This window comes from Corynebacterium rouxii, assembly GCF_902702935.1.
Classification (GTDB): Bacteria; Actinomycetota; Actinomycetes; order Mycobacteriales; family Mycobacteriaceae; genus Corynebacterium; species Corynebacterium rouxii.
This window is the reverse complement of the sequence record NZ_LR738855.1, coordinates 1,747,485-1,773,042: the sequence shown is the minus strand read 5'-3', so window position 1 is coordinate 1,773,042 and position 25,558 is coordinate 1,747,485. Positions and strand designations below refer to the sequence as shown.

Annotated in this window: 20 protein-coding genes; 17 read left to right on the top strand and 3 right to left on the bottom strand. The window is 51.8% G+C overall.

The genetic code is table 11. The features are described from left to right. Positions 1–6 precede the first annotated feature (6 nt). Positions 7–1,866, bottom strand: coding sequence for an ABC transporter ATP-binding protein (locus CIP100161_RS08745; RefSeq protein ID WP_155873662.1), 1,860 nt, complete (start codon positions 1,864–1,866; stop codon positions 7–9). Between the two features lie 100 nt (positions 1,867–1,966). Here CIP100161_RS08745 and CIP100161_RS08740 point away from each other — a divergent pair, with 100 nt between their 5' ends. The 5 genes from CIP100161_RS08740 to idi all read left to right on the top strand — a co-directional run bounded on the left by CIP100161_RS08740 (position 1,967) and on the right by idi (position 6,794). Continuing rightward, on the top strand, positions 1,967–2,482 hold the full coding sequence (locus CIP100161_RS08740; protein WP_155873660.1) for a hypothetical protein: 516 nt from the start codon (positions 1,967–1,969) through the stop codon (positions 2,480–2,482). Positions 2,483–2,662: 180 nt separating this feature from the next. Further along, on the top strand, positions 2,663–3,820 hold the full coding sequence (locus tag CIP100161_RS08735) for an HNH endonuclease signature motif containing protein (RefSeq protein ID WP_155873658.1): 1,158 nt from the start codon (positions 2,663–2,665) through the stop codon (positions 3,818–3,820). 253 nt (positions 3,821–4,073) lie between these two features. Then, a complete protein-coding gene (locus CIP100161_RS08730) occupies positions 4,074–4,652 on the top strand; it encodes a DUF3558 domain-containing protein (protein ID WP_155873656.1) in 579 nt (192 codons plus the stop codon). After that, positions 4,653–6,224: a hypothetical protein gene (locus tag CIP100161_RS08725; RefSeq protein ID WP_155873654.1), complete on the top strand. Its 1,572-nt coding sequence runs from the start codon at positions 4,653–4,655 to the stop codon at positions 6,222–6,224. Positions 6,225–6,242: 18 nt separating this feature from the next. Continuing rightward, complete coding sequence (gene idi / locus CIP100161_RS08720; RefSeq protein WP_155873652.1) at positions 6,243–6,794, top strand: isopentenyl-diphosphate Delta-isomerase; 552 nt, start codon at positions 6,243–6,245, stop codon at positions 6,792–6,794. On the opposite strand, the gene CIP100161_RS08715 is transcribed toward idi, so the two are convergent. Beyond that, the gene (locus CIP100161_RS08715; RefSeq protein ID WP_155873650.1) at positions 6,781–7,980 is read right to left on the bottom strand and encodes an alpha/beta fold hydrolase; all 1,200 of its coding nucleotides are present in this window, start codon (positions 7,978–7,980) and stop codon (positions 6,781–6,783) included. The two genes, idi and CIP100161_RS08715, sit on opposite strands and share 14 nt — an antisense overlap. Between CIP100161_RS08715 and CIP100161_RS08710 the strand changes: the two genes are divergently transcribed. Then, positions 7,979–9,988, top strand: coding sequence for a M3 family metallopeptidase (locus CIP100161_RS08710; RefSeq protein WP_155873648.1), 2,010 nt, complete (start codon positions 7,979–7,981; stop codon positions 9,986–9,988). The genes CIP100161_RS08715 and CIP100161_RS08710 overlap by 2 nt on opposite strands. Continuing rightward, positions 9,988–10,188 carry a hypothetical protein gene (locus tag CIP100161_RS08705; protein ID WP_155873646.1) on the top strand — a complete coding sequence of 67 codons (201 nt, stop codon included), beginning with the start codon at positions 9,988–9,990 and terminating at the stop codon, positions 10,186–10,188. Before CIP100161_RS08710 ends, CIP100161_RS08705 begins: the two co-directional genes overlap by 1 nt. Before the next feature lie 146 nt (positions 10,189–10,334). On the opposite strand, the gene malQ is transcribed toward CIP100161_RS08705, so the two are convergent. Beyond that, the gene (malQ, locus tag CIP100161_RS08700) at positions 10,335–12,503 is read right to left on the bottom strand and encodes a 4-alpha-glucanotransferase (RefSeq protein WP_155873644.1); all 2,169 of its coding nucleotides are present in this window, start codon (positions 12,501–12,503) and stop codon (positions 10,335–10,337) included. Positions 12,504–12,599: 96 nt separating this feature from the next. Here malQ and CIP100161_RS08695 point away from each other — a divergent pair, with 96 nt between their 5' ends. The 10 genes from CIP100161_RS08695 (at position 12,600) to CIP100161_RS08650 (ending at position 25,557) form a co-directional block, all read left to right on the top strand. Further along, positions 12,600–14,429: an AMP-dependent synthetase/ligase gene (locus CIP100161_RS08695; RefSeq protein ID WP_155873642.1), complete on the top strand. Its 1,830-nt coding sequence runs from the start codon at positions 12,600–12,602 to the stop codon at positions 14,427–14,429. A 75-nt stretch (positions 14,430–14,504) separates the two neighbouring features. After that, positions 14,505–17,642, top strand: coding sequence for a TIGR03773 family transporter-associated surface protein (locus CIP100161_RS08690; RefSeq protein WP_155874571.1), 3,138 nt, complete (start codon positions 14,505–14,507; stop codon positions 17,640–17,642). A gap of 138 nt (positions 17,643–17,780) precedes the next feature. Then, positions 17,781–18,452, top strand: a complete 672-nt coding sequence (locus CIP100161_RS08685; RefSeq protein ID WP_003852345.1) for a hypothetical protein — start codon at positions 17,781–17,783, stop codon at positions 18,450–18,452. Next, a complete protein-coding gene (gene hemW, locus CIP100161_RS08680; RefSeq protein ID WP_155873640.1) occupies positions 18,442–19,575 on the top strand; it encodes a radical SAM family heme chaperone HemW in 1,134 nt (377 codons plus the stop codon). The genes CIP100161_RS08685 and hemW overlap by 11 nt, the downstream gene beginning before the upstream one ends. 39 nt (positions 19,576–19,614) lie before the next feature. Then, on the top strand, positions 19,615–20,652 hold the full coding sequence (gene hrcA, locus CIP100161_RS08675; RefSeq protein WP_155873638.1) for a heat-inducible transcriptional repressor HrcA: 1,038 nt from the start codon (positions 19,615–19,617) through the stop codon (positions 20,650–20,652). A 73-nt stretch (positions 20,653–20,725) separates the two neighbouring features. Further along, the gene (gene dnaJ / locus CIP100161_RS08670; protein ID WP_155873636.1) at positions 20,726–21,865 is read left to right on the top strand and encodes a molecular chaperone DnaJ; all 1,140 of its coding nucleotides are present in this window, start codon (positions 20,726–20,728) and stop codon (positions 21,863–21,865) included. 1 nt (position 21,866) lies between these two features. After that, positions 21,867–22,625, top strand: coding sequence for a 16S rRNA (uracil(1498)-N(3))-methyltransferase (locus CIP100161_RS08665; protein WP_155874570.1), 759 nt, complete (start codon positions 21,867–21,869; stop codon positions 22,623–22,625). A 47-nt stretch (positions 22,626–22,672) separates the two neighbouring features. After that, complete coding sequence (locus tag CIP100161_RS08660) at positions 22,673–23,641, top strand: PhoH family protein (protein ID WP_155873634.1); 969 nt, start codon at positions 22,673–22,675, stop codon at positions 23,639–23,641. Next, positions 23,642–24,232 (top strand): rRNA maturation RNase YbeY, encoded by a 591-nt coding sequence (ybeY, locus tag CIP100161_RS08655; protein ID WP_155873632.1) that lies wholly within the window; start codon positions 23,642–23,644, stop codon positions 24,230–24,232. It abuts the gene before it with no gap. Next, positions 24,229–25,557 (top strand): hemolysin family protein, encoded by a 1,329-nt coding sequence (locus CIP100161_RS08650; protein ID WP_155873630.1) that lies wholly within the window; start codon positions 24,229–24,231, stop codon positions 25,555–25,557. The genes ybeY and CIP100161_RS08650 overlap by 4 nt, the downstream gene beginning before the upstream one ends. Position 25,558: the final 1 nt, after the last annotated feature.

The following is a 25,558-nucleotide window of genomic DNA, read 5'->3' as shown; positions in this document are numbered from 1 at the left end:
CTTCACTCATGAATGGAACCCAAAGCGTTTGAGTTGTTCTTTACTGTCATCGGAGGCGTTGGCAGTCAGTTTAAGGAGTTCCGCGTAAATTCCCCCTGAATGTGCGAGTTCTTGTGGCGAACCGATTTCATCGACTGCACCGTTTTTCAAGGTGATAATTGTGTCGACATCCGCGATCGTTGAAAGACGGTGGGCAATGATAAGCGTCGTGCGCCCTCGCATGAGTTCTTCCAGGCCGGCTTGTACCGCGAGTTCAGATTTTGTATCAAGCGCTGATGTTGCCTCGTCGAGTACGAGAATCGGTGCGTCTTTGAGCATTGCACGGGCAACTGAAACACGTTGCTTTTGCCCGCCAGATAACCGCAAACCACGTTCGCCGATCAGGGTGTCGTATCCCTGTGGGAAGTTCACGATGAAGTCGTGGGCATTCGCCCGCTTGGCGACGGCGATGACTTCCTCCAAGGATGCATCTGGGCGGGCGTATGCGATGTTTTCCCGTACGGTGCCAGAGAACAAATTGGATTCTTGGAACACCACTCCGACAGTTGCCCTTAGATCTTCTGCTGAAATCTCGGACGTGTGTTGACCGCATACATTGAGCGCGCCGTGGGTTGGCTTGTAAAGGCCTAGTAGCAAATTAACTAGTGTAGATTTGCCACCGCCTGATTCTCCTACTAAGGCGATTTTTTGCCCAATATTTGCGTGGAATGACACATTGTGGAGTACTTCTTCGCCTTCGTTATAAGCAAATGAAACATTGCGGAAGTCGAAAGCAGGTTGTTCTACTGCGGGTACAAGTGGCTTAGTAGGAGCAGTGTTGAGCTCGGGAAGACCTGTGGTGGCTGTCGCTGCAGAAATCTCTGGATTAACCGTTGGCTCAAGCTGTTGTTCCATTACTTCGAAGTAATCTTTCGAACCGGTAATAGCTCGTTGAGTTGTGTCGACCATCCAGCTCATCATTGTCATTGGTGTGCGCGCCATATTGACCAACTGAATAAGGAGGACCATATCGCCCAAAGTGAAATAACCGTGAAGAGTGCGATAGAAAAGTACCAGGTAGATAGCAAAGAATACGAGATTCATGCTGCCGGTGCGCAGCGTGTCCATGAAGTGCCAGAATCGGGATTGCTGGCGGGTGAAGGTTACTGTTTCTTCGTAGTGTTCACCAAAGGAACGTAGTTCTCTGGTTTCTGACACGAAGCTTTTGACAACCTTGACTTGGCTTACAACCTCAGCAAATCGACCTCCGGCCAAATCAATTTGCTCGTTTTTTTTCCCCTCTATTACTTGCCATTTCTTACTCGTTAGGGAAGTAAGCCACATATAAATAGGAATGATTGTTGCTAGAAGAACCGCCAAAGGCCAGTAATAGGTTGCAGCAATTCCCAAAACCGCGGCGACAGATATCAACATTGGAAAGAAGTTATTAGCCATTGCTTGAAGTGCCTGCGTGATCGAAGTGATCGAGCGGTCTAAGCGGGCGATAATTGTTCCGGTAACTTGGTCATCAAAATACCGTTGCGGCATTCCTAGGAGTTGGGCGAAATACCTCGTTGAGAGAATTTGACGGAGCTTAGCTGCAAGCACGTCACCGACGTAACCACCTATGTTGTTCAATATTGTGTTCGCAAGCTGTGCGACCAAGAGGCCTAAAGATAGCCAGATGACCCTTTTTGTTGCATTATCAATTGACATATTGCCATTGACGGCTTCCACGATGGTGTCGGTCGCATCTTTAATGATGAAGGGAGTAATCAGTGCTAAAACGGCTACCGTGATTGCAGAAAGCACCACGCCGACGTAAAACGGCCATAGAGCCGAAGCACTACGTAAGATCTTTGCTATAGATCGCACAGTTGAGTCCATCGCTTTCGATAGTTGAGAAGTCAGCAATTCCTAATGGTGCCACACATAGCTGTTGCGTAAAATTGAGCGAAGTCCGATTTCATTATTGATGAGGAAGTTAATGATCATGTCCGTTTCACTTACACGTTTTACAGTAGGGGTAGTGCTATTTGCCTCTGTAACAGCACTAGCAGCTTGTAGCTCTGATAAATCAGACACCCCTAACGTGGCGGTGACGACGACTTCCGAGTCAGCGGCTGAGTTTAAAGAGAAAAACGTTAGCCCTGTCAAAGTCGAATTTATTAACGCCCCCGAAAAAGACCCCGGATTAAATGTTGAGTGGCAGATTCAGGGAACTGGTTACAACAGTGAGGGATCCGGATCTGTCGTTTATGTGAGAATGAAAAACCTAAATGAGGTTGCCATCCCGGCAGACGCCTTTGACGATCCAGTTCTCACAGTAAATGGTACGGAAGCGTCACGGGTGGAATCGGGAACCGTTGATTTAGACCTCCCGCTTGGGCCGGGTGCAACTACAAATCTCCAATTCGCCTTTGATACTGGATACGGCAGTTTGAGTGATGCCAAGCTAGTCTTGGGAAATTGCATTTTTGAAGGAAATCTAAGCAACATCTAGAGCAGCCCCCTAAGTTTCTCGAGCTCTAATTATCAGAGACCCCTAGCGGGTCTCTTTTTTGTAACACTAGCACGGTTCGAAAAAAATTGCGAATAATGCTTGTAAGACTTGCGGTGAGCGGGTAGGATGAAGGTATCCAAAGGGGGAAAATTAGAGTAATTAGGCCATTGAGGAGGGGAGATGGCATTTTTTCGAAACTGCGATCCTGATGATCCGTTATGTATGGACGAGTGTAGGCTGCAGAAATTCGAATATTTGCGCTGGGTTCGTCTATTGCCTGGTGGTGATGAAGATGTGCTCTCATATTGTGCTTCCATTGGTGCGAGGTTGGGGAAGTCTGAGGGATATGTGTCACGGCGTATCGACGCTTTCTCCATGCTGTTGAAGCTATCCAAAGTGCATGAATTGCAGTTAAAAATGTGGCATTTGGACATCACCCGTTTGATGGTTATCGCGCAGGCGTTGTCGGGAGTTGAAAAAGAAGTAATTGAGGAAATTGATGCACCTTTATCAAGGTTCTTAACTCCCAAGCGTGATAATCAAAAAATGCCCGGACCAAAAGCGATTAAGAAATTTATTGTCGACTTATTGGTAAGGGTGGAAGATGCTGTAGAAGAAGCGGACTCGCCCCAAGAATTAGTGATAGATTTTTATGATGCTGGAAACGGCAAAACGGGAATTAATGCGGTTGTAGATAATGCAACTGCCTCCATATTCCGAGATCAGTTAAAGCGGTTGGCAAAAGCGCATAAATGTGACGATTCTTCAGCTTTGCTATTGATGGCTACTCAAGAAGGAAAATCTGTAATTATCAACTTCTATAAAGGGGATGATTTTGGCGAACTCATGACAGCTGACGGGTATAGGTTGAGTAGAAAGTCAGTTGATCTTGTATTTCCCAATGCTTCGCGACGATCTCTAGAAGGGGTTGAAAAAGTGGAAACCTGTGGGTATAGCTTCACTCCATCGATGCGTGCGTATATCCAAGCTCGCGACGGTGTCTGCAGGTTTCCAGGATGTTCGATCCGTGCAGTTAGCTGCGACATAGATCATGTCGAAGAGTATGACCTAGGGGGAAAGACTGCTGCTCGAAATGCTCAATGTTTGTGTCGAAAGCACCATAATCTGAAAACCTCTAAGGCTGTTGATTGTGAAATAAGTGGAGATGCATCGGTATCGTGGATCCTTGAAGATGGTACGAAAGTCGTAACACTTCCGGAGGGGATATTCTCCGCGGACAGATTATTTGGCCAAACTTTTGCACAAAGAGTTGTGGACAGGATTCGTCGCCGCAAGCTGCGTATGCGTAAAAATTTATGTGACGATGCGCCATTTTAGCGGGGGTAGCTCATATTCTACTGACCTTGGGTTTTGCACATTTTGGGGCTAGACGAAAGATGGATGGGAACCTAGTTTTGGTCTCACAACGTCTAAACATTGTGAGTGCGACTGCAAATTGTTTCCTTCACAGGTTGAGGAAACGGTGGCAGGCGTGCCGTTCAATTTCCATTTGTGGGTACGCCTCCGGTCTCCATGGCTTAGACAGGGACGGAGCCGTCATGAGTTTCTAAAACAAGGGGGAAATAACCTCATGCGCCACCTCATCCGAGGAAAACATGCACAGTCGCACTCGAAACCAGCGGTGCTTTACGCGTTGCTGGCCACGCTGACCCTCGCAGGGTGCGAAGGGAGTTCGCCTTCGAGCTCGGCTCAAAGGACTTCAACCTCATTGAGTCCTGAGTCTGCTGAAGCAACTTTCTTCAATCCCTGCGAGGTGCTCAGTGCGGAAGATTTCGCGGAAATGGGATTGGTTCGTACTAAGGATCCAGTGACGACTCGACGAGAAAAAATGATCTATTGCGGTCTTACCAAACTTGGGAAAAATGCAGCCGATGGATTTTATATGGTGTCATCGGATGATTTAGACAAAGAGAGAATTTCTCAAAAGGTCACATTTATTGACAGTAAATTTAAAAATCAACTGCCAAATTCATATACGTATGAAATCAACGGAAGTCTAATGACGGAAAACTGTGAAGCGGCAATTGAAACTAGTCGTGGTCGCCTTTCAGTTTCTGCAGGTTCGATGATTCCCAATAGAAAATTGTCGGATTTTTGTGAAGAAGCACATGAATTGTTAGTAGATCTATACAAGAAATCAGGGGGATAAATGTTGATTCAGATTGATTCAAATGTTCTTTTCGCCAATGTGGGTATTTTGGGAAACATCGTGTCCACAACAACGAATGGCATCGGAAGTGCTGGTAAAACAACCCTAGACGGCCATTACTCCAGTATTTCTGGTTTTGATCAACTTGGTGCGAGTCACGGTGCTGTCATAAAGGGTGGGATTGGCTCTGCGATGAAGACTATGCAGCAGTTGACTGAGCAGGTTAACTGGCTGAGAGAGGCACTAAATTCGAGTCGATTGGCATTTTCATCGCAAAATAATTTTGTTTCTAGGGGGATGGATATTGCTGATGAGGGAGGCAATGTCGGTGGGGAAGAAGTAGTTTTCCCGAATCGTCCGGATGTTGTCTATGAGGATTTCTCTTTCCCTCAACCGGTGGTTCAGAAGGCTTCGTCAATCGATGAGCTTGCGGCTGCGTTTGCTTCGACAAATGATTCAGAGGTTGAAGAGGCTGTCGCGACCTGGAAGTCTTTGTCTGAGATGGCAACTGAAACTTCCCAAGATTTGCGCAATGTGGCAGCTGAAGTCGGAAAGCACAATCACGGAGCTGTCTTTGATAAAGCGGTGGAAAGAATCGGTGAGATTGCAGCGAATGCGGAATCTTTCGCAGCAAATGCCTCCACTATGGCTAATCATGTGGGGTTGATGTCGCAACTAAAAACTATGCGAATGTCGGATGTGTTGTCGGTGCAGCAAGTGTTAAGCAAAATTGAGGATCCGATGGAGCGCAAGGTTCTTGAAGAAGAATTTCTTTCGCGGCTGCAATCAGCGATCCAGTCAGACGTTGGACAAAGCGTTCCAGTGATCCGAAACTTAGTTACGATGCGTTCTACCGGCGGTAATTCGGGGCAAAGCATTGCAACGGGTATGGAGGCTATCGCGGGTAACGGAAAGTTTTCTCATACGGGGCTTAGCTCAGCGGCTGGTGCTACTTTGCAACCTGCGGCAATGGTGCAACATTCGAATAACTTAGGTGACTTTGCTGCGGTCAAAACTGGAGCCGGTCAGTCAATTGATCCTTTTAACTTGTCAACACAGCAGGCTGGCTGGAAAAGCCCAGATTTCCCACCAAGCGCTGGAGCATCTTCTGGTCTGAACCCCATAAACGCTCCGTTTACCAGTGCACATTCAAGCATGCCTGCATCCGCGCAGACGGTATCCACACACCCCAGTGCTGCTACTGGGTTGGGCGTTACTCCGATTGGTCCGCGAGCAACAGCGATGGCAATGCATCCAAGTGCAGGGGGATTGCATAACTCTAAACTCCACGATACTGGTCTAAACGGTACCTCTAAGATAGGCAGTTCCAGCATTGCGCAATTGGGGGCATCGCCGCAGTCAGCTTCGTTCGGTACTGCTGGAACGCAGCCTGCTCATAGTGCACGCATGTCTCCGATGATGGGTGCCCCGATGGCGGCAGCTGCTTCAAAGAAGCGAGGAAAAACTAAGAGCGTGACCAGCAGTGTTGAAGAAGATAACAACGTTGCGGCGCTGTTGGGAGAGTCTCCTGCCGTGGTTCCTGGCGTCATCGGAAGTTGGGTGCGTGGATAACCGTTAAGGTTATCTGTTATGAAAGACGTTGAACTGGTTGTGCTTGCCGACGAATTCGGCAAGCCGTCCGGCACTGCTGTGAAAAGTGAAGTACATACTACGGATACTCCTTTGCATTTCGCTTTTTCTTGTTATGTGCGAAACAATAAAGGTGAGCTGCTCATTACTCGGCGTGCACTTAGTAAAAAGACATGGCCCGGAGTATGGACTAACTCTGCTTGTGGGCATCTTATGCCGGGGGAAACCTCTGAGCAAGCGGTTACTCGCAGGGTCCCTCACGAGATTGGGATTTCCCAGGACAAATTAGTCAACATCGCTTGTGTCTTGCCCGATTTTAGTTATCGCGCTGTGGATTCACGCGGCATTGTGGAGTGGGAAATCTGCCCAGTATTCACTGCAGAGGTGACTGACGATACTCTCATGCCTGAAGCTGAAGAAGTGGACTCGTTAGTGTGGGTTGAACCAAGCAAGCTTATACATGCAGTGCATTCTGCCCCATTTGCTTTTAGCCCATGGATGGTTGAACAGTTGCAGCATGAGGCGCTTCGTACAGCACTTACGACTTCATAAAACCTGTGCGAACATGGGCTAACGGATCAGTGATGATGTGGTCTTGGGAACCGTCGAGACGCATACGTATAACACTGCGACGTTGTCCATAAGGTTGCCAAAGCGGGTCGTACCCACGGGCAAAGATCACTGCTATGTCGTGAACTTTGCCCGTGCCGAAAATTTCGGGAAGGTCCTTGCAGTGCAGTGCTGGTTCTCCGGCGAACTCAATCACCCATGGATTTCGTGCCGCAGCAACGCGTTCAACCCAGCGTCGGATCATAGAATCCGAGGTGAGCTGTGCGAAGTAGGTGTCGTCGGGAAGCTGCTCGATATATTTAGGCAGAGCATCTAGTCCCTTTGCTAGGTACTTGCGTATGTACTTGGACCAACGCGAGGCCTGGAGTTTTTTCACCCCAACAAAGTCGGCGCATTCGTCGGTAGTGTAGGTGATCACTGTAGGTAGTGTGACCAGCTCTTTCGCGTTAAAAGGGTGCGGGCCAAATGCAAGGTCTGTGAAGTAACGCCGGCGTAGTGAGGTTTCAGCACGGACTACTTTTCTGCGTGGCAAGCGCTCGAGTCCTGTTTGAGTAACTGGCGCAGATAACGCCCAGCGGGTAGCGCTTCTGCGATCGCCGCCGCGAGGGAATGCTGGGGATGACACCCATAGACGGCGAAACAGCCCTGTGTAGTGGTCGCGGCGAGCCAACCATAGTGCGATTCCGCCACCGGCACTATTACCCATCACTGTGACATTTGTGGGATCGCCACCAAAGATTTCAATATTTTCTTGGACCCACGCCAACGCCACAGCGCAATCGTCGATGCCACGATAATGGTGGGATTCTTCCGCGGCAAAGGGGGTAAAACCTTGAATTCCGAGGCGGTAGTCAATGCTGACCACTACAACTTTGTCCTCGGCGAAGGTGCGTCCCGAAATATCATCGCGGGAGCCTTCGAAATAGGCGCCACCGTGGATATAAACAATGACGGGATAATCAGCGTAGCGATGAGCTGCTTTAGGTGCGGTGATCGTCGCATGGAGTTCAGTCCGATAATTGTTGTGGTAGTCGCCTTGGGTGGGGCTAAAACAGCGAACTGCTGCGGAGTACTCGGAGGGCAAGGTGGCGTAGGCGACGGCGTCGAAAAGCGCTGCATTGCCGTGGACGGTGCCGGTGTACGGTCCCATGGTGATCTGCTCGGACATGGCGTTAACTTTAGTACGATTGCACTTTATGACTAATCCTTTGCTTCAACCTTCCACCTTGCCGTACCAATTACCGCCATTTGCGGAAATTCGAGTAGAGCATTATTTCCCAGCTTTTACTGAGGCACTTGCACGTCACAGTGCAGAAATTGCTGCGATTGCGAACAATCCAGAACCTGCCACTTGGGAAAATACGGTCGAGGAGCTCGAGCGAAGTGGTCGCGATTTGGAACGAGTGGCGGCAGTCTTTTTTAACTTGCATGGCACGGATTCCAGCGCAGAAATGGATGAGATTGCAGCTGAGATCGCACCACGGCTTGCCCAGCATTCGGATGAGATGTATCTCAACGCTGAACTGTTCGAAAGAATTAAGCAATGCACGCCACCAGCGGATCCAGAGTCGCAGCGCTTGCATGAGCACATTATCAGGACATTTACTCGCCACGGTGCTGGCCTAGAAGACGTTGCACGTTTGAAAGAAATAAATGCGCGGTTGTCGGTGCTCTCGGATAAGTTTGGTCGTAATTTATTAGAGTCCACGCAGAAATTAGCTGTGGGATTTTCCTCAAAAGAGGAGCTCGCGGGGCTAAGTGATACTCGCATTGAGTCGGCTGCCGCTGATGCGAAAGCATTGGGACGCGACGGCTATGTGCTTCCGCTAGAGCTGCCAACGGTTCAAGGCGAACAGAGCTCGCTAGTGAATCCGCAATCTCGGCAGCGGGTATATGAGGCGTCGCAACGTCGAGGCGCCGAAACTAACCCTGAGGTGCTCGTGGAAATGGTGCAGCTACGGGCTGAGCGAGCCGAATTGTTGGGATACCCAACCCACGCGGACTATGTGATTTCTGAGGAAACGGCTGGAAGTGCCGAAGCCGCGCGCAAGCTCCTCTATGATTTAGCGCCAGCTGCAACCGCGAACGCCCTCGGAGAAAAGAAGCTGCTGTCGGAGGCTGCAGGAGAAGAGATCAATCCTGCAGATTGGCCGTACTGGGAGTCCAAGGTACGCCTGCGCGATTATGCGCTCAACGAGGAGGAACTATCACAGCATTTCCCGTTGAAGAAGGTGCTTGTCGACGGAGTCTTCTTCGCAGCACATCGCCTCTACGGTATTACTGTGGAGCCTCGTCCCGACTTAGAAGGCTACGCCCCTGGTGTCGATGTGTGGGAAGTTAAGGAAGAAGACGGCAGTGGTATCGGGCTGTTGCTGACTGATTACTACGGGCGGCCGTCGAAACGCGGTGGTGCTTGGATGAGTAGCTTTGTCGATCAATCGGAGTTGTTGGGTACAAAGCCTGTTGTGGTCAACGTGATGGGGCTGACCGCACCAACCGATGGTTCGGATGCACTGCTCAGTATTGATTCGCTGACCACCGTCTTCCACGAGTTTGGTCACGCGCTGCATGGTTTGCTTTCGCAAGTGCGGTATCCCACGTTTTCGGGAACTAATGTGCCACGCGACTACGTGGAGTTCCCATCGCAGATCAATGAAAACTGGGCGTTTGAACCAGAAGTATTGCGTAACTATGCGCCGAATCTTCCTGCACATGTGGTTGACGCTATTGAAGAAGCACGCCAGTTTGGTCAAGGTTTCGCCACGACCGAGTACCTTGCTGCGGCGATCATTGATCTCGCGTGGCATTCGCTGACCAGCGCACAAGCCCAAGCGCTATCTGCAGCCGATATCGAAGAATTTGAACGTCGCGCGCTCGAAGACGCTGGGATCGAAGGCGTACAACCTCGTTACAAGTCCACCTACTTTAATCACATTTTCGCAGGTGGATACTCTGCTGGGTACTACTCGTATCTTTGGTCCGAAGCGCTTGATGCGGATGGATTTGACTGGTTCAAGGAACAACAAGACCCCCGCGTTGCCGGACAACGATTCCGTGATCTTGTACTATCACGCGGTGGTGCCGACGATTTCACTGAGGCATATGAATCACTTCGTGGTCGCGAAAAAGACGTGGCACCTTTGCTGCGGCGTAGGGGCCTATCGGGGGCCATGTGATGTCTATCTTTGACGCCCCCAGCCAGATACTCACCACAGCACCACTGTGGATACAAACCCCTGTGGTGCTGATCGTGGCAGTGCCATTGTGCGCAGCGCTGGCACTGGTCTGGTTAAGGCTTATCGACGTCCTCGGTGCAAGGCTACTGCGCGCAAAACGGTGGGCAGAGGCTAAAGTAATGAAGCACACTGACGAGTAGGAAAGCAGGAAACCATGGCTAATCCAGAGGAGCTAAGAAAACAGGACCAACGCCTCCCGAAACGAAAGAGGAAATATCCTCAATCGCGGGTGACGCAGGCCCTGTACCTCCTGATTATCCTCGTCGTAATCGCGTGGCTTTTAAGCCTAATGTAGGCGAGTCGACGCCTTGGTTACCGCTTGATAGACGGGGTTTTCGGCCAAGTCCTCGATAAGAACCGGTGTACCGGACTCATCACATAGCGGAATACACCAGTTCGGGTACTGATCTGAAGTAGTACCCGGCTGGTTCTGCGCACGCTTATCAGCTACCAGATCTACCAAAGCGGTGCAGGTTAGTGCTGATGGTGTACCAGCCAAGAAGCGGTGCAACGCCGAAAGCAACTCGATGGATGTACCGCGGTCGGCACGTTCCACCCCGTGGAAATCGGTAGGGACGATGGACTCAAATGCACCCGAGTTGCGGACCACGTTGAGGATGTCTGCCTGCCAGTTCAAATCCTCGGCATACTCAGTTGCTACATCGGTGGTAAGAATTCCGAGTTTCTCACGCAACGCAATGTGCTCGCCAGCAAGATAGCCGGCAGTTGGTGGCAAGTCGTGAGTGGTCACCGAGGTCAGTGCCAATTGGCGATACTCGTGCTGCTTGCGGGGGCCGCCTTCTGGGGAACTTTCAAACCAGAGCACAGAGGTGCCCATGATGCCACGGGAAGCAAGGAAGTCCTGAACCCAAGGCTCGAAGGTGCCAAGATCTTCACCAATAACCACAGCACCTGCGCGCTCTGCTTCCAAAGCAAGCACACCGACGAGAGCATTGTGGTCGTAGTTGACGTAAGTGCCCGTCTGTGGAGACTGCGTACGTGGAATCCAGAACAACCGGAATAGACCAAGGATGTGGTCCACGCGCACACCACCAGCGTGACGCAGCACAGTACGTAGTAGGTCACGCCAAGGGATGTAGCCGGACTCAGCCAAACGGTCTGGGTGCCATGGTGGCTGAGACCAGTCTTGGCCTTGGTGGTTGTAGCTATCTGGTGGCGCACCTACCGAAGCACGGGCGACTAAGGTGTTGGCAAGGGAGAGCGCGTCGGCACCCGCTGGGTGAATGCCCACGGCGAGATCGGCGATGATGCCAATGCTCATCCCAGCGTCGGTGGCACGGGTTTGAGCAGCACCAAGCTGCTGATCGCAAATCCACTGCTGCCACATGTAGAACTGGATAAGAGATTCTTTTTCCGGAAGAGCGGCATGTGCTGCGGAGCTTTCCAAAACTGCTAGCTCCTGATCGGCGCACCACGAAGCGAAATCACGCAGGCCTTGGCCTTCGGTGGCGATAAAGTCCTGGAAGTCCTGCTCACGCGCAGGTTCGCGCTCCACATTGAATACCGCATGCAGAACCTGCAACTTGGCATCAAAAATTGAATTGCGCTCAATCTTTTCAGGGGAGAGGTTAAGCGCAGTGAATTCTTTCGTAAGCTCGGCGATATCATCGTGCAGGTCATCGTCGAGAAGCAAGTGCTCAGGGATATCTTCGATGCGGATATAAATGGGGTTGATAAAACGCCGCGTAGTAGGCAAGTATGGGGAATCCTCCACTGGTGGAATCGGCTCAGCAGCGTGCAGAGGATTAATCAACAGATAATCAGCCTGTGGAGCGAGCGTCTCAGCCAACAAGCCGAGGTCATTGAAGTCACCCATACCCCAAGAATTCTTGCTGCGAGCCGAGTACAGCTGCGTCATAACGCCGCTAACAGGGTGCTCTGTATACTTGTCGGCGGTGGACAAGCGCGCCGGGGTCACGATAAGGAAACAGCTCGACGTCAGAGCGTCTGAGGTCAATGTGATGGTGTGCCAACCCAATGGGAGATCGGTTGGTAGCTGGAATGATGCCTCGCCCCAAGTAATGCCGTCTACTTCACGGGGAGGCGTCCAGTTTTCAACCTGGGTGACCTCCGCAGTGGAGCCGTCTTCTAGCGTGATGGAGATCTCTGCAGGAGCGCCATCATGTACGTGGACGTTGAAAACGTAGGGATCGCCTTTAACAGCAACTACACATCGGGGGAGGGGGCGGGTTGCTTCGGCGTCGTAACGCTGTTGTAGGGCGTAGCGGATTTGATCCTCGCTAGGCATAGGCCCAGTCAAAGGCTCATGGTCGGTGGCGGGTTCGTCTTCATTTCCGAAACAAACTCCGAGGGATCGCAGGGTCTTGACCAGCGTGTCATCCGAAACTTCCACGTGTGCTCCACCGAAACCGGAGTACGACGAAGAGATTGCGTGGGCAGCGGCCAGCTCGCGTAACAAATCTGAGTAACTCACAGTTAACTATTCTGCCATTAACCGCCTGTCTCAAACGGTTTTCGGCTAAACCGACTACATTTGTTGGCGATAGCAGTCGTACAAGGAGAATCATCGGTGCAAGAAGTAACCGCAGAGGCTAAATACACTATCGGCCCAAATGAGACCTGTTTGACCGCCATGTTGGACACCGCTAAAGCGCGTCCTTTTGGTGTGATGTTTACTCGTCCCAAAAATTATGAGTGGATAAATGTCACATCCCAAGAGTTCGTTGAAGAGGTCTTTGAGGTGGCAAAAGGGCTGATTCAGTCCGGTGTGGAACAAGGAGATCGCGTGGCGTTGCTCTCGGAGACGCGCTACGAGTGGTCGCTACTCGACTTCGCCATTTGGGCGGCTGGTGCAGTATCTGTGCCAATTTATGGCTCCTCCTCGTTGCGGCAAGTCGAGTGGATCATCGAGGACTCCGGCGCAGTATTCGCCATCACCGAAACTCGCGAGCACTCCGAGTTAATGAAGAACCTCGTGCTTGGCGACGACGGCCACCCAGCGCTCAAAGGATCCCCCTCGCAGCTACGGCGCATCGTGGAGATCAACTCCTCTGCAATTTCCACACTGAAATTTGAGGGACGCGACGTACCTGATTCCGTCGTGGAGGAACGCATTGCCAACACGTCGTCAAGCGACCTTGCCTCCTTGGTGTACACCTCGGGCACTACTGGTCGCCCCAAGGGCTGCCGCCTGACACACTACAACTGGTTATCGCAGGTACGTGGGCTTCTCACAAACGATATTGGAGCCATTGCGGTACCAGGCAACCGTGTGCTGACCTTCCTGCCACTCGCACACGTGCTGGCCCGAGCTGTGTCGTTAGCCGTTGCGATCGGCGGCGCAACGCAATCTCACTGGTCTGACTTCTCAACCATTTCTGTGGAATTCCAGCGTGCTCGCCCCAACCTGATCCTGGGTGTGCCACGCGTATTTGAAAAGGTGCGCAATGGTGCGGCCGCAAACGCCATGGCGGCTAGCCCTATTAAAGGCAAACTGTTCCTCGAGGCAGAAAAGGTCGCACAAGACTACTCGCGTGCACTGGATACCTCAGAGGGGCCAAGCCGTGCACTGCAACTTAAGCACAAGGCATTCGACAAGCTGGTCTACCGCAAGATTCGCGAGGCCATGGGCAACGCTGTGCGTTACTGTATCTCCGGTGGCTCCGCGATAAGCCCCGACCTCATGCATTTTTTCCGCGGCCTCGGAGTGCCCGTGTACGAAGGCTACGGCTTGACCGAAACCACGGCAGCTGCAGCGGTAGACTTTGCCAACCAAGAAATCGGCACCGTCGGCCCACCAGTCGGTGGCACTTCGATTCGCATTAACGACGACGGCGAGATCCTGGTCAAAGGCAACATCGTCTTCGACGGTTACTGGAAGAACGAAGAAGCCACTGCCGAAAGCATGCATGACGGCTGGTTTAACACAGGTGACCTCGGCGAAATCCTCGAATCTGGGCACCTTGTTATCACCGGACGCAAGAAGGACCTTATCGTTACCGCAGGTGGAAAGAACGTCTCCCCGGGTCCTTTGGAAGACTCGCTGCGTTCGCACCCACTGATCAGCCAAGCGATGGTGGTTGGCGACGGAAAGCCATTTATTGGCTTGCTGATTACTCTCGACGAGGACATGCTCAAACGCTGGAAGCTCAACCGCAACATTCCAGAAAGCAAGACCGTACGGGATCTGTCCTCTGACCCCGTACTACGAGCCGAAATCCAAGATGCTATTAACTTGGCAAACTCTACTGTTTCGCATGCGGAAGCAATCAAGAAGTTCTACATCTTGGACCGCGATCTGTCGGAGGAAGCAAACGAGCTCACCCCAACGATGAAGGTAAAGCGTAACGTTGTGGCACGTCGATACGCAGATGCTATCGACGCTCTCTACGGGCACTAAACCCCGTTAATTGACATCGGATTTCATTAGAGTAAATTTGTGCATAATTGCACATCTAAATCAATAAGGAATCCGATGTCATCCCTCATCCGCCGTCGCGCCTTCGCGGTGCTCGCAACCATCTCCCTTGTGGCCCCCGTACCAGCATTCGCTGGCCCCAATGACAACCTCATTGTCCGCACGAAAGTGCATGTGGACTCGCCCAACGCATTCTGGGACAAAGAGGCGGACAACTTCACTCTCAAATCAAAGAGCGGGGATGTTCTTCCGATTGAAAAGACAGTTAACTGGGTAAGCAAAGGGGCAGTTGATCTCGGCGAATATGTGTATCGAGTGCCAGAATATAATCGAATGAGTTTCTTGGGTGAACCTGGTAAAAGGCTTTACTGGAGCGGCAAAGTTGAAGGAGGGAAAGGTGCGCCTATCTGGGCGGGCTTCGGTGCAGATATCGGGCTTCCAACTGAAAAATTTCGAGATAAGTCTTTCAACCTAGAGATTGATTCGTTTGACGGCTCCGGAAAAATGGAGCTGTTCCGAGGCACTGGTGCACCAGGATGGCCAGTCGAACGACTATGGTCGTCCCATGAAACGGGGCTTCGTGCAACATGGATTGATAAAGGCAACCATACACATAATTTCACTACCTACAGCAAACCTGGTCAGTACGAAATTACATATCGAGCTTCTGCACGTACTGTCGACGGCAAGCTTATTCAATCTGAACCACAAAAACTTGTGTGGCAGGTAGGAGGATCTGAACCAAATAAAAGCGGTTTAGGGGACGTTAAAGAAGCATATGAACATGCGGAAAGCTACGGCTCTGAAACTGGTGGGAAGTTTTCTATACAGCCATATGTAGGTGAGAAGTATAGTAAAGCTAAAGGTGATATGACCCAGCTGAGTTTTGATACTGGAAACTCAAAAGATTCTGGACATGCGGTTTTCTTTATTGACGGCTACTACTTGGCGGAAGTCCCCGTAAAAAACGGTAAAGCCGAATGGATTGAAATGATCGGGGACGATGATTCGGATTTCCAAGTCGTATATGTGCCTAGTAAAGAATCGGAAACCAAGCGCTGGATTTCCAAGAAAATTACGGCGCATACTGATCCAAATGGCGAGCTAAAAGAAACTGCTGAATCTACGGAAGATTTTCCTGTAGGTAAAGCCAAAGAACCGGCGCCAGAATTTAACTCTGATGAAATAGTTCCCGATAGTAACGTTGTAAGTGTTTCAACTTCAAAATTGCCCTCATCAGCTGAGGAAAATGATGAAGAAGCCGAAGGGGATATTAACATGACTGTTGCCCCTAACGACGATAGGCTCGTCCTTCAAGTTAAAGGCGGTTACTATTCTGCAGTTCCTGGTGTAGACCTCAACGACCTTGTAGCCAACAATGCTGCAGATTGTCCTACAGATTTTATCAGTTACCCAGGGCATCGAACTATGCGGCAGAACGTGGACGGTTGCGAAGAAGAAGGCTATATCTTGGCGCTTGATATCATCCCAACCTCCCGCACAATGGTGGGAGGCAAAGCTACCTTAGTTGATTATCTTGGTGATAAATTCCGCGAAACTAAGCCTACTGATGTTCAATTTGCAAAAACTGAATCTATTGCGTCTTCAAAGAACGAAGGCGAGGAGACTGAAAAGCCTGACGGGGGAGTTTCTAATTCTCATGATATTGATGAAGAATCAGAGAATGTAGAATCTGAGGGCAATGATACAGACGGACCTATTATTGATATCACTCACGGGCATGTAGATATTGCCCCACGTGATAACAACGACGAATTAGCCTTGATGCTGAAGGACGAGAGCGGAATTGCCTCAGATGAAGCAACATGGCGTGATCCTCAGAAAGTTCGATTTATTGTAAAAGAAGATCGACTTATATCCCTGAAGGACGATTCCAGTATCCTAGGTAAAAAAGGTACAAAAGTTTACATTTTGCCAGAGTCAGGCAGCCAGTCTAATTTCCATCCTTGGCCTGGCTTGAGCACTGAAGAACTGTACGCAAAAACAGGCAAGAACTATTCTTTCAACTTTAATACTAAATCGAAACCTGAAAATGGTAAATGGGTAGCTTTTACCGGTGGTACGTACGGAAACCCATTAAATGTTATTGCTGATTCTTCGAAGCCATCAACTTTTAAAGCCGAAGGTTCCATGCATAAGCATATGTCGTGGGGTTTTAGTGAGCCTGGTGTCTACGAGATTGAAGTAACCGTAACTGAAGACGGTGGAAAGAAAACCAAGCCCGCAATTCTCACCTTTGTCGTCGGGGATACTGCAAAACCTACTGGCAACAAAATCGCAAACGGTAACCACGATGATAAGGAACTCATCGAGCCACTGGTTGTAAAGCCAAACAAGCCAGTGCGAAACAGCGAGAAAGCTTCTGATAATGAACAGGGGAGCTTGCGACCCATCGAGACAGGGCACCTTGATTTCGGGCCAGCTTTTGTTAACGACAAACTAGGCTTCTACATCGGTGATGAGTCGGGGCGTGCTACGGATACCACGGATGCTAGCGGACATCATCTGCACGACCCAAACAAAGTAGTACTGGTGGTTGGAGCCAACCGTAAGCGTACGCTTGGTAAGGAAGTCCCAGTAAACGAAGATACTGAATTTATCGGTAAGAAAGGGGATACCTTCTACCACCTGCCACTATCTGAGGATCACTCGGCTATCTGGCCTGGTTTCGACACCAACAAGATTGCTCATGCCTTCCCAAAGGGAATGGACATTGAGATCAAGCCAGAAAGTCAACCTGAAGGTGCGCGGTGGTATGCTCACCGCTTCTCTAATTTGGGTACTTCTGCACAACGCATTGCGGATTCCACAGGCCCTGCTCGCATACATAGTGATAAGCCATTTCACTCGCATCTTGATTGGATCTTCACCGCGGCCGGTACTTACAAGATCCAAATGCGTGCGGTCAATGACACGGATGCGACAGACTGGACCACGATTACCTTCGATGTTGACTCGAATAACGCTGCTAAGGAAAGCGTCGATAAGCCTCTGAAGGCTGCCACACCACTCAGCGGAGCTCCGGTGCCCAAGGCGTCGGAGTCGGCAGGCAAGTCCAAGTCGGGTCTGCTGGCCAACACTGGTCTGAGCGCCGCGGAGTGGCTGATGGCATTGGCTATGCTGCTCATCGGTGCCGGATTCTGGATTTTGGGCATGAAGCGCATGCGCGACTAAGAAACCTTTTCGACTCACGGCGGGGCATCACCGATACACGCACCAACTGGTTTACAGTTCAGGTTCGTAGCCGGTGATGCCCTCACGTCATTGGTAGTAGTGCATAGTTTCGTCACATCTGGAAAAAGGGGTCAGTGAATGCAGGTTATTCATCGCCACCGTGAGCTGACCCAAGAAATCTTCAACATCGGCGACGAAGTAGCAACCTACATAGAAAACCTCGGGGAAGCCATCGCCGATTGGGATGCGGAGCTCGTAGAAGACTGCGTAGCTGAGCTCAAAGACATCATCGCCGAGGCCCGCCACGATTCCCGTGTGGTGATCAACGAACTCGTGGGAATTCGCCAAGCACTCACCTCAGGTTTGGCATCCGGAACAGTGGGCATCTCCGACCCCGTTGTTGAAGACGTGATCCGCCCAGTAGTGGTCACCGCCGACTCTCTGCGTGATCGCTTTCCCATCCGCAATTCGCCTGTGATTGTTCGTGAGCTCTCGCTTGCGCTGGAAGCGCGCACGGACCTTGTATGTTCGGTACTCGATAACGCCGTGCAATGGGAACTGCAACAAACCGAACGAGCAGCCCGCGACCTCAACTCGGTCAATGTTGCACTGCTTTACGCCCGTGTTGGAGAAATTGTGTTGTCGGCGGCACAAGCGTGGCTCGACGTAGTGGCGGTAGAACACCCCGGTTTTACCCGCACTATGAGAGGCGCACACCCGCCACGATTCCTCAACGAACGCGCGCGTATCGACGCCATCGTGGCAAAAGTAGCAGCTAAACGCCAAGATTCAGGAAAATATGTCGGATAGCTTCGGAGTCTATGTCCACGTCCCGTTTTGTTCCTCCCGCTGCGGATACTGCGACTTTAATACCTATACCCCTGGCGAGCTTGGCGGAACAGCATCGCCCGAAAGCTACCTCGATGCGCTTGAAAAAGAACTTGAGCTAGCCGCAGCCTCGGGAACCACACGCCCTGCAACCACGGTGTTTATCGGTGGAGGCACACCATCGATGCTAGGCGCCAGCGGGCTAACACGCGTTCTCACCGCCGTGCGCAACAGCATCGGTATTGCGTCAGGCGCGGAAATCACCACCGAATCCAACCCTGAAACAACCTCACCAGAGTTCTTCTCGGCGCTGCTCGATGCCGGTTACAATCGCATTTCTTTGGGAATGCAGTCGGCGTCGTCAAGCGTGTTGCGCGTATTGGAACGAAAGCACACGCCTGGGCGGGCTTTCGACGCCGCCCGCGAGGCACTGAACGCAGGCTTTGCCCACGTTAACCTCGACATGATCTACGGAACGCCCACCGAAACAGACGATGACGTTCGGCTTACCTTGGATCGTGCATTGGAAACCGGTGTCGACCACCTCAGTGCGTATTCACTCATCGTGGAAGACGGCACCGCCATGGCACGAAAGGTACGCAAAGGCCAGCTACCGCCACCGAATGAGGATGTGTACGCCGATCGCTACGGGCTTATCGACACCGCGCTGCGTGCCCACGGTTTTGACTGGTACGAGGTATCCAACTGGGCAAAACCAGGCGGTGAATGCCAGCACAACCTCGGCTACTGGCTCGACGGCGACTGGTGGGGAGCAGGGCCTGGCGCGCACTCGCACATTGCGTCTCGACGCTTCTTCAATGTGAAACACCCGAGCACGTATGCTCAACACCTTGCCGACGGGCAACTGCCGATCAAAGAGGAAGAGCTCCTCGATAGCACCGAGCGCCATGAAGAGTCTGTCATGCTCGGGCTACGCTTGCGTCAAGGACTTGAACTGTCGCGGTTTACCGAAGCAGAACGCGCCGTCATCGAAAAATATGTAGGCCTAAAACTCCTGCATACTTGGGATGGTCGTGTGGGTCCAACCCAAGAAGGGCGCCTGTTGATCGATGGGATCATCGCCGATATTTTGGTCGCCTACTAAGGTAAATAGGGTAAACCGTCAGCGACCTTAGGGGAGACAATGGCTGGAGCTACCGATCAGCGTAGGCAAGAAGTGCTGCGTGCGATCGTTGCCGACTACATCGCATCCCAAGAACCTGTGGGATCAAAAGCACTGCTAGAACGTCACAACCTCAAGGTCAGCTCGGCTACAATTCGCAACGATATGGCCGTGCTGGAATCTGAAGGCTACATCGTTCAGCAACATGCAAGTTCTGGGCGAATCCCTACCGAAAAGGCATACCGCACTTTTGTTGATTCCATCAATGACATCAAGCCGCTTTCCGTTGCGGAGCGCCGAGCTATTTTGGGATTCTTAGAACGAGGCGTTGATCTTGAGGACGTGCTCAAACGATCTGTACAACTGTTGAGCCAACTTACTCGACAAGCAGCAGTTATCCAGCTGCCTAATCTCAACGTGTCCCGAGTAAAACACTGCGAGGTCGTACTGCTGAGCCCTGTTCGACTACTACTCGTGCTTATTACCGATAATGGCAGGGTAGAGCAACGCAACGTAGAAGTAGACCAGATCTGCGAACCGGAGCATGTGGCAAAAATGCGCGACGTTCTCAACTGCGTACTGGACAACAAAATCCTGAGCGAGGCCTCAGCGTCGCTTGCCGAGCTGGCAGCAGGGGAGATTCTGGTCGATCCCGATATTCAGCCGATGATCCTGCGTTGTGCCACAGTGTTAATTGAAACATTGGTGGAACAGCCCAATGATCGCCTCATATTAGCTGGGGCTAGTAACCTCACCCGTATTGCGAGAGAAATGCCATCCTCACTTCCGACCATGCTGGAGGCACTCGAAGAACAGGTCGTGGTGCTCAAACTGCTTACTAATGTGCGCGACCTTGGGCATGTGAGCGTGCTTATTGGCGAAGAAAACGAAGACGAACAGCTCCGTGATACCTCGGTTGTCACCACCGGCTATGGTGCGCAAGGTGCTACCCTCGGTGGGCTAGGGGTAGTTGGTCCCACTTTTATGGACTATTCGGGAACAATGTCCAAGGTCTACGCCGTTGCACATTATGTCAGTCGAGTGCTCAGCGGGGGCTAAGTTAGGTCTTTGCCTGCAATCTCGATAACATTATTTGTTTCACTGATCAATTGAGAGGGAAGTTTTTCGCACCGTGGCACGTGATTATTACGCAATCTTGGGCGTCGAACGTGACGCCACCGATAATGAGATTAAAAAGGCCTACCGTAAATTGGCCCGTAAGTATCACCCAGATGTGAACGATACGGAAGAAGCTGCTGAAAAATTTAGCGAAATCTCCATTGCCCAAGAGGTGCTTCTCGACGCAGAAAAGCGCCGTATCGTCGACATGGGTGGTGACCCGATGGCCCAAGGTGGAGGCGGTGCCGGCTACGGTGGTGGTTATGGTGCTGGTGGCGGACTCGGTGACATCTTTGAAGCATTCTTTGGCGGCGGTGGCGGCAGCCGAGGCCCACGTTCGCGTGTTCAGCCAGGTAGTGACGCCCTCCTGCGCACCACCTTGACACTAGAGGAAGCCTACCTAGGTACGAAGAAACCCATCACTATCGATACAGCTATCTTGTGTGACCGCTGTGAGGGCACTGGCTCGAAATCCAAATCAAAGCCAAACGTGTGCGGTACTTGTAACGGTAGCGGTGAAATCCAGCAGATGCAGCGCTCGTTCCTCGGTAATGTGATGACGTCTTCGCCATGCCCAACCTGTCGAGGCACAGGTGAAGTCATCCCAGATCCATGTGATAAGTGTGGTGGCGATGGCCGCGTGCGCACCCAGCGCGACCTCATTGTTAACGTTCCAGCAGGTATCGCTGATGGCATGCGTATCCGCATGGCTGGCCAGGGCGAGGTAGGCCCAGGCGGTGGACCTGCAGGAGATTTGTATGTCGAGGTGATGATGCAGCCGCACCCAGTGTTCCAGCGTGAGGGTAATGATCTGCACATGAGTGTGCACGTGCCCATGGTGGATGCTGCTTTGGGCGCTACCACCTCGGTGGAGTCTTTGTCTGGCGATGCCATTGACTTTGAGATCCCCGCAGGTGTTCAACCCGCAGAAACCATTGTTATTGAGGGCAAGGGTATGCCACAACTGCGAGGCGAGGGCTATGGCAACGTGATCGCTCACGTTGAGGTATCCATTCCTACCCAGCTAGATGAGCGTTCCAAGGAACTGCTGAATAAGCTTCGCGACCACCGTAGTGATGAATCGGCAGTGCGGACTGCTGACGAGTCAGATGATTCGCTCTTTGGGCGCCTCCGCAACAGGTTCCGCCGCTAATATGTCGCTTCCAGTTTTTATCTACAACCTCGAAGACCTCATTGCCGGTAAACACGGTGAGATTCCTACCGGCAATGTTGTCCTCGATGGGGCAGAAGGTCGCCACGCGGTTAGCGTTAAGCGCATGACCGCGGGCGAGCAGGTCAAACTGATCGATGGCCGAGGCAGCTGGGCTATAGCCACAGTGGCGTCGACAAGCGGTAAAAGCACACTGCACCTTCATGTCACTGAATGCTATAAAGAACCCGCACCAACACCGACAGTGACCGTTTTCCAAGCGATTCCGAAATCTGAACGCTCAGAACTTGCCGTTGATCTGCTTACTCAAGGCGGCGCCGATGCGATTGTTCCGTGGGAAGCACATCGGTGCGTTGCCAAGTGGGTGGGAGCTAAACGATCTAAGGGCGTGCTCAAATGGCAGCAAGCAGCGATCGCCGCAGCAAAACAATCGAGGCGCACTCGAATCCCCGAGGTAGCCGAACCCATGACCACCGCTCAGATTGCAGAACGACTCGAACAATTCGACGTTGTGCTGGTGCTCCACGAGGATGCCGCAGTGCCGTTCGCTACGGTTGAAGTTAGTACCGCGAAGTCAATTGCCTTGATTATTGGCCCAGAAGGCGGAGTGAGCCCCGAAGAAGCAGAGGTATTCCGCCAAGCCGGTGCTCGCGCCGTAAAACTCGGCCCCGAGGTGCTGCGGACTGCATCAGCGGGAATCGTGGCGCTGGCTGCTCTCGGAGTACAGACTTCTCGCTGGTAGTGTGGCAAACAACGAACTTTTACTCTCAGATAGGTTGAACCGAAACGTTGGCTGACTTTATAACTCGTGCCATTGAACTGGACGAGCAATACTCTCAAGCAATTTTGGGGATTAATGATCAAAACCTCAAAGTGCTGGAAAACCTACTCGATTGCACCATCTTTGTGCGTGGTACCCGAGCGACGCTCAGCGGACGCGATTTTGAAGTTTCTCGTGGTATTCGCGTGCTGCAAGAGTTACAGTCCATGGCGAAACGCGGACACGCGATTAGCCCAGATGCCGTGAAAAATGCAGTGGCAATCGTCGCAGAAGACACCCCGCATTATGTGGGTGCTGTGCTGGCAAGCGACATCGTGGCACGTCGCGGCAAAGTCATTCGAGCTAAAACCCTTGGCCAGAAAGATTACGTTGACGCGATCGACCACAACACCATTGTGTTTGGCCTAGGCCCCGCAGGTTCCGGAAAAACTTATTTGGCGATGGCTAAGGCCGTGCAAGCTTTGCAGGCTAAACAAGTCAACCGGATTATTTTGACGCGTCCTGCAGTCGAAGCCGGCGAAAAGTTGGGATTTTTGCCTGGCACGCTGAACGAGAAGATCGACCCCTACCTGCGCCCGCTTCACGACGCTTTGCGCGACATGGTGGACCCCGACATTATTCCGAAGCTCATGGAAGCCGGGATCGTGGAGGTCGCGCCGTTGGCTTATATGCGTGGTCGTACTCTTAACGATGCGTTTGTGATTTTGGATGAGGCCCAAAACACGACTCCTGCCCAGATGAAGATGTTTTTAACGCGTCTCGGGTTTGGATCCAAGATGGTTGTTACCGGCGACATTACGCAGGTGGATCTGCCAGGTGGGCAAAAATCTGGTTTGCGGTTAGTGCACGATATTCTTCGTGGAGTAGAAGGCGTGCACTTTGCCGAGCTCGGTTCGGACGATGTGGTTCGCCATCAACTTGTGGGCCGGATCGTTGATGCTTATGACGCCTACGAAGAACAACTAAAGGACAAATAGATGAGTATCGAAGTTGTCAATGAGTCTGGCTTCGACGGAGTAAACGAAGAAGCGCTTATCGACGTCGCCACGTTCGTGCTCGGCGAGATGGACGTCCATCCCGACGCTGAAGCCACCATCTCCATTGTGGATGTTGCCACCATGAGTGACCTTCACGTGCGCTGGATGGACCTCGAAGGACCTACCGATGTGATGAGCTTCCCCATGGACGAACTAACCCCGGGCATGGGGCGCCCCGACGCTCAACCTTGTGGGTCTGCGATGCTGGGGGACATCATCTTGTGTCCGGAATTTGCCGCTAAGCAAGCAGCCAAGGCTGGCCACGATGTGGGGCATGAATTGGCACTTTTAACCACTCATGGCTGCCTGCACTTGCTAGGTTACGACCACATCGAGCCAGAAGACGAACAAGAAATGTTCGCCCTGCAAAACGAGCTGTTGCAGGACTGGTACGCGCACTGCGAGCGACGAGGCATCGAATTTCAGCCAAAGCCGAGCAACGCAGGAGCATTTCCTTCCGCTGCTGACCGTGCAGAACTAGACAAACTAGTTCCAGGTGGCGGAATCCCTGCTATTGGGGATCCGCAGTGAGCTCTGTAGTTTTAGGGCTGATTACCCTTGCTGCTTTGCTGTGCTCAGGATTGTTGGGAACCGTCGAAGCAGCAGTCAGCTCCATTTCGCTTGCTCGTGTGGAACAAATCGACAAAAACAAAGAAACTCGTGCGTCACGTGTGCTGCTCAATGTCGTGGAAAAACGCGCCGAGCACATCAACCTGCTTGTACTGCTCAAAACCTTCCTTGATGTGACAGCCGCGGTGTTTGCCGCCATGCTCACTCTGGAACTCATCGATAATGAGACCTGGGCGCTTACTGCGGCGATAGTGGGCGTAGCGCTCGTGACGTTCACGGTTGTCGGGGTATTTTCTCGCACAGTGGGACGCAAGAATCCTTACACAGTGTCCTTGTCCTCGGCATTCTTGCTCAGTGCGCTAGCGAAACTCTTAGGGCCTATTGCGCGGTTACTCATTCGCATTGGCAATATCATCGCGCCAGGTCCTGGTTTTAGAGACGGCCCTTACAACACCGAAGTCGAACTGCGTGAAATGGTCGACATCGCCCAAGAGCACGGCGTAGTAGAAATCGAAGAACGTCGGATGATTCAATCCGTTTTCGATCTTGCGTCGACAACCGCGCGATCTGCGATGGTTCCTCGTACCGATATGGTGTGGATTGAATCAGGAAAAACTGCGGGTCAGGCGACTAGTTTGTGTGTGCGATCAGGATTTTCGCGTATCCCAGTGATCGGGGAAACCGTCGACGACATCATCGGTATCGTCTACCTCAAGGACCTAGTTCAGCGCACCTACTATTCCACGGATAGCGGGCGGTCTGTGCTTGTTGATGACGTTATGCGGCCGGCAACTTTTGTGCCAGACTCTAAAAACCTCGATGCGCTGTTGCACGAAATGCAACATGACCGCAACCACATCGCCATGCTGGTAGACGAGTATGGCGGAATTGCGGGTTTGATTTCGATTGAAGACATCCTCGAAGAGATCGTCGGTGAAATCGCCGATGAGTACGATGACCGAGAAATGGCTCCGATCGAACGATTAAACGATACGGAGTTGCCTACCTATCGCGTTGTATCGCGATTGTCTTTGGATGATCTTATCGAGACTATCGACGAGGATCTTGACCGAGAAATTGAGTTCAGCGAGGAAATTCTCGATCAGGTTGATACCGTGGGCGGACTCATTGCCTTTGAAAAAGGCAGAATCCCGTTGCCGGGTACCACAGTGACCACGTCTGGTTTGCAACTTCAAGCCGAGGGCGGACGTGATCGCCGCGGTCGGATTCAGGTTCGATCTGTGCTCGTGTCTGTTTTGCCTGTCGAATCGCTTTCCGAACTATAGG